This window comes from Vibrio sp. D420a, from assembly GCF_030248625.1.
Lineage (GTDB): Bacteria > Pseudomonadota > Gammaproteobacteria > Enterobacterales > Vibrionaceae > Vibrio > Vibrio fortis_A.
The window spans coordinates 1-4468 of sequence record NZ_JAHGAN010000090.1; the positions used below are offsets into that span (position 1 = coordinate 1).

At 45.8% G+C, this 4468-nt stretch carries 5 protein-coding genes; 3 read left to right on the forward strand and 2 right to left on the reverse strand.

The window, feature by feature from the left end; genetic code table 11:
- On the reverse strand, positions 1 to 385 hold a 385-nt coding region (locus KI743_RS24365), incomplete at its 3' end, for a DM13 domain-containing protein (RefSeq protein WP_285468571.1).
- 78 nt (positions 386 to 463) lie between these two features.
- The gene (gene pepT, locus KI743_RS24370) at positions 464 to 1696 is read right to left on the reverse strand and encodes a peptidase T (RefSeq protein ID WP_285468572.1); all 1233 of its coding nucleotides are present in this window, start codon (positions 1694 to 1696) and stop codon (positions 464 to 466) included.
- A 348-nt stretch (positions 1697 to 2044) separates the two neighbouring features.
- Here pepT and KI743_RS24375 point away from each other — a divergent pair, with 348 nt between their 5' ends.
- From KI743_RS24375 to KI743_RS24385, 3 genes are all read left to right on the forward strand, one after another.
- The gene (locus KI743_RS24375) at positions 2045 to 2185 is read left to right on the forward strand and encodes a hypothetical protein (RefSeq protein ID WP_285468573.1); all 141 of its coding nucleotides are present in this window, start codon (positions 2045 to 2047) and stop codon (positions 2183 to 2185) included.
- A 294-nt stretch (positions 2186 to 2479) separates the two neighbouring features.
- Positions 2480 to 3532 carry an aldo/keto reductase gene (locus tag KI743_RS24380; protein WP_285468574.1) on the forward strand — a complete coding sequence of 351 codons (1053 nt, stop codon included), beginning with the start codon at positions 2480 to 2482 and terminating at the stop codon, positions 3530 to 3532.
- Positions 3533 to 3696: 164 nt separating this feature from the next.
- The gene (locus KI743_RS24385) at positions 3697 to 4431 is read left to right on the forward strand and encodes an RNA methyltransferase (RefSeq protein ID WP_285468575.1); all 735 of its coding nucleotides are present in this window, start codon (positions 3697 to 3699) and stop codon (positions 4429 to 4431) included.
- Positions 4432 to 4468: the final 37 nt, after the last annotated feature.

The following is a 4468-nucleotide window of genomic DNA, read 5'->3' on the forward strand; positions in this document are numbered from 1 at the left end:
CTTGAGGCAGAGTCAACATAAAGCGGTCAAAGGTTTTTACGTCGCCCACCTTCAGCATTGTTGACTTAAGCTCATTAAAAGCAACCTCAGTTTCAACATAGCTCGGCGACAGATAGAGTTTATAGTCTGGCCCCGGAGCGAGCTCACCCTCAAAGGCTATGGCATCCTCAGTAATGGAGACAATCCCCTCTCCCCAATGAAGAAAATCACTGTCTTGGCGATCTTTAGTAAACTCGCCACTCAACACCGCTTTCTCTGTTACCGCTTTCACTGAATTGACCGAAGGTGACTCAGGTTCAATCAAAATAGGTAATGCATATACCCCTAGCCCAAAACCAAAAGCACCCACAGCAAGGTGGGTGCAGAGTAGAATTAATTTTCTCATCGCTTACTCCCTTATACTTATGGAAAGTATTAATGAATACTCTCTAAAATACAAAGGGATAAAGCATTAATTCCTATCTTATTTTTGATAATGCGTAGCAGTATTTTGAGATAGCTCTACGATCACTTTCACAGCCAGTTCCATACCCTGAACAGTAATGAACTCATGAATACCGTGGAAGTTGTAACCGCCGGTGAAAATATTCGGGCATGGTAACCCCATAAATGAGAGTCTCGCACCATCCGTACCGCCACGAATTGGTTTGATCATCGGCTCAACGTCGCAAGTGATCATCGCCTGTTTTGCCAATTCGATAATGTGCTGATGCGGCTCAACCATCTCTTTCATGTTGAAATAGCTATCAGTAAGCACAAGCTCTACACTGCCTTTCTCTAAACGACTATTTAGCTCATCAACTTTTTGTTGCATGAAGGCTTTACGCTCCTCTACGCCCTCGCGCTCAAAGTCACGAATGATGTAGCCTAGCTCCGAGCGCGCGACGCCCATCTCCGCTGATTTAAGGTGATAGAAACCTTCATAACCTTCGGTGCATTCAGGTGTCTCTTCCGCTGGCATCATCAGTTGAAACTGTGCTGCGATGTTCATCGCATTGACCATCTTGCCTTTCGCAGTGCCCGGGTGAACATTGACGCCATGGCAGATAACATCAGCACTTGATGCGTTAAAGTTCTCAAATTCCAGCTCACCTACAGGGCCACCATCAATGGTGTAAGCCCACTCGGCACCAAACTTTTCAACGTTGAACAGATCAGCGCCACGCCCAATCTCTTCATCAGGCGTGAAGCCGATACAAATATCACCGTGTTTCAATTCAGGGTTAGCTTTTAGGTAAGCGATAGCCGTGATGATCTCGGCAATACCTGCTTTATTGTCCGCACCAAGCAAGGTCGTTCCGTCAGTTGTAATCAAGTCATGACCGTGCAGTGCGTTGAGATCTGAGTACTGCTCTGGGTCTAAACACTCGCCACTGCTACCTAGTTGTACTACGCCACCTTGATAGTCACGTATTAATTGTGGCGCGACATTGGCACCCGATGCGTCAGGTGCGGTATCCATATGGGCAACGAAACCGATCGCTGGCACTGGATAATCAACATTCGACGGTAGCTTGGCCATCAGGTAACCATTGCTATCTAGGCTGATATCACTAAGTCCTAGTGCAATCAACTCTTCCTTTAATGCCTCTGCAAAGGTCATTTGACCGCTAGAGCTAGGACACTGAGCATTCGAAGGGTTAGACTGAGTATCAAAGGTCACGTACTTAAGAAAACGTTCAACTAACTGTTCCATAACTTGTTCTCACCATGGATTTAACTAACTGATTCATCAACACAATTATGATTCGAATAGACTAAGATTTGAGAAAGGTAGCCTTGAAGATGTTGATGTGTGAACGCTCATCTTACGCCCCTAAAGGATGAGCAATTTGCTCTAAATCATTTTTCTGCGAAATGATCAGAGCTTCCTATACTTGAAATTAGAGGGTTTCGTCAGTTACTTATTGCAAGAGGATGATAAACCGTCGTTTTGTTCGCATTCTACGCCCTCCGCTCTCAGCCTAAAAAAAGAACAAAATGGATGATGATCACAGTTTATCCTTCGAGCAAACTATGTCATACGTTACATGAGGGTTCGATTATGACTATCAATAAGTACTTTGTTTTTGCTCCTCAAGCGACTGAGGAACAAGTTAAAACGGCATCGACAGACAAAGAATCTCAAAGACTGGAAGCTTTAAGACAGGCTCAGCAACAAGGTGGCATGAGCGCAGAGGACTAAAATCGGTCCAAACCAATCATTCACTTAGAGCCTTGTCACGCCCTGACTTCTCCACGCAGGGCGTTAGCTTCCCAACTTCTCACCTTGACCTAAGCATCCTTTTCTCTGGATTCAATACCATACACTTGTATCCACGCTACACTTCATTCAAGCGTTCTATACATCGTTAAAAACCGTACCCGAACGTGTTTTTTTATGTTACTAATTTGTATTCCAACTCACGCCACTCGCGATTTATTTTTCGTCAAAACTCTCATCAGCGGTGGACGTATAACAATAGGAATCCAGTAACCAATGGAATATTCAAAGTTAGGAAGCAGCCAAATTCCAGTTTCTCGCATCTGTCTTGGAAGCATGACATGGGGCCTGCAAAATACTCAACAGCAAGCCGACCAACAGATCGAGTACGCACTTAGCCAAGGGATTAACTTCATCGATACCGCTGAAATGTACGCGGTTCCGCCTTCTCCTGAGACTTACGGCAAAACTGAAGAGATTATTGGCGACTGGTTATCACGCAACCCTCAACGCCGTGGCGAACTGATCATCGCAACAAAGATTGCCGGTGCGGGCCTACCTTGGGTTCGTGGTGGCGGCCCTATTACTGGTGAAGCGGTAATTGCCGCTGTCGATGCGTCATTGAAGCGACTCAACACAGATTATATCGACCTCTACCAACTGCATTGGCCAAATCGCACAACACCGCATTTCGGTAAGCATTTTCCAGGTCACATTTCGTTTAGTGATATTGATCGCCAAGAACACGAAAACCAAATGCTGGAGATCCTTCAGGCACTAGCAAGCTGCATTAAAGCAGGCAAGATTCGTCACTGCGGTCTGTCTGACGACACAACTTGGGGGATTAATACCTATCTCAAGTTGAGTGAAAAATACGACCTACCACGCATGGTGTCGATTCAAAACGAGTTCAGCCTACTACACGCAAAAGATTGGCCATATTTAATTGAAAACTGTGTTCATGAAGACGTCGCTTACCTGCCATGGTCACCACTGGCAGCAGGTATGCTGAGCGGTAAGTACATTGATGGAGCGCGCCCTGCGGGCAGTCGTTGGACATACATGCAGCGTAAAGGCATTTTCCGTGACACTGAAATCGCTAACTCGGCAGTGAAAGAGTACGTGGAAGTGGCGAAAACTCATGGCTTTACTCCAAGCCAGCTTGCTCTAGCATGGTGTAACCAAGTTGATGGTGTTACATCGACGATTATCGGTGCAACGAATCTAGACCAGCTGAAAGAGAATGTGGCGGCGTTCAGTAAGCCTCTGTCGGAAGAAGTGTTAGCTGATATCAACACCGTATTTAGACGCTACCCAGTACCATACTAATTCGCGGTCACGCCACCTTATGTGGTGATAACAAGACTAAACTGAAACATAAAGCGCATCGAAAGGTGCGCTTTTGTTTTTAATCTCGCGAGCATTTCACTCTCCCACTTTGTGTTCACTAACCTTTGCTCTATAATGCGCGGGCTTATATCTAGGATAAAAACATGATTTCAAAAAACCAATTAAAACTCCTTCGCGCCTTAGGTCAAAAGAAGCAACGTAAAGCACACGGCTTGTTCCTTGTTCAAGGAGAAAAGAATGTGCTTGAGCTAATCGACAGCGATCTAGTGGTGAAGAACGTTTTTGCAACGGCCGAGTTTCTGGCACAAAACCACGCAGCACTGAAAGAGTTCGATTGTGTTGAAGCTTCCCTAGATGAGCTAACTAAAGCCAGTACATTGGTGAGTAACAATGCCGCTATTGCGGTTGTTGAAATTCCATCATTCAAATTACCAAAAGCAAACGGGCTGATGATCGCACTTGATGGTGTCTCTGACCCGGGCAACCTTGGCACCATAATTCGTGTTGCTGACTGGTATGGCATTAAACACATTGTGGCGAGCAGCGATTGTGCTGACCCTTACAACCCGAAAACCATCAGTGCTACGATGGGAAGCTTTGGTCGTGTGCAAGTAAGCCAAACCGATTTACCGAGCTACTTGGAACAAGCGAACCTACCTGTATACGGCGCATTTCTTGAAGGTGAGAGTGTACACCGCACTGAGTTTTCAGCTAACGGCATTCTATTGATGGGCAGCGAATCTCACGGCATTCGTGAAAAAGCGGCTCAATTCGTGACAGACAAGATCACGATTCCAGCCTTTGGCGGTGCGGAGTCTCTTAATGTGGCGATGGCGACTGGGATCATTCTCGACAACATGCGTCGTCAGCACAGTTAATTTAACTCAACGACGATCACATCGTATCTCGTATCTC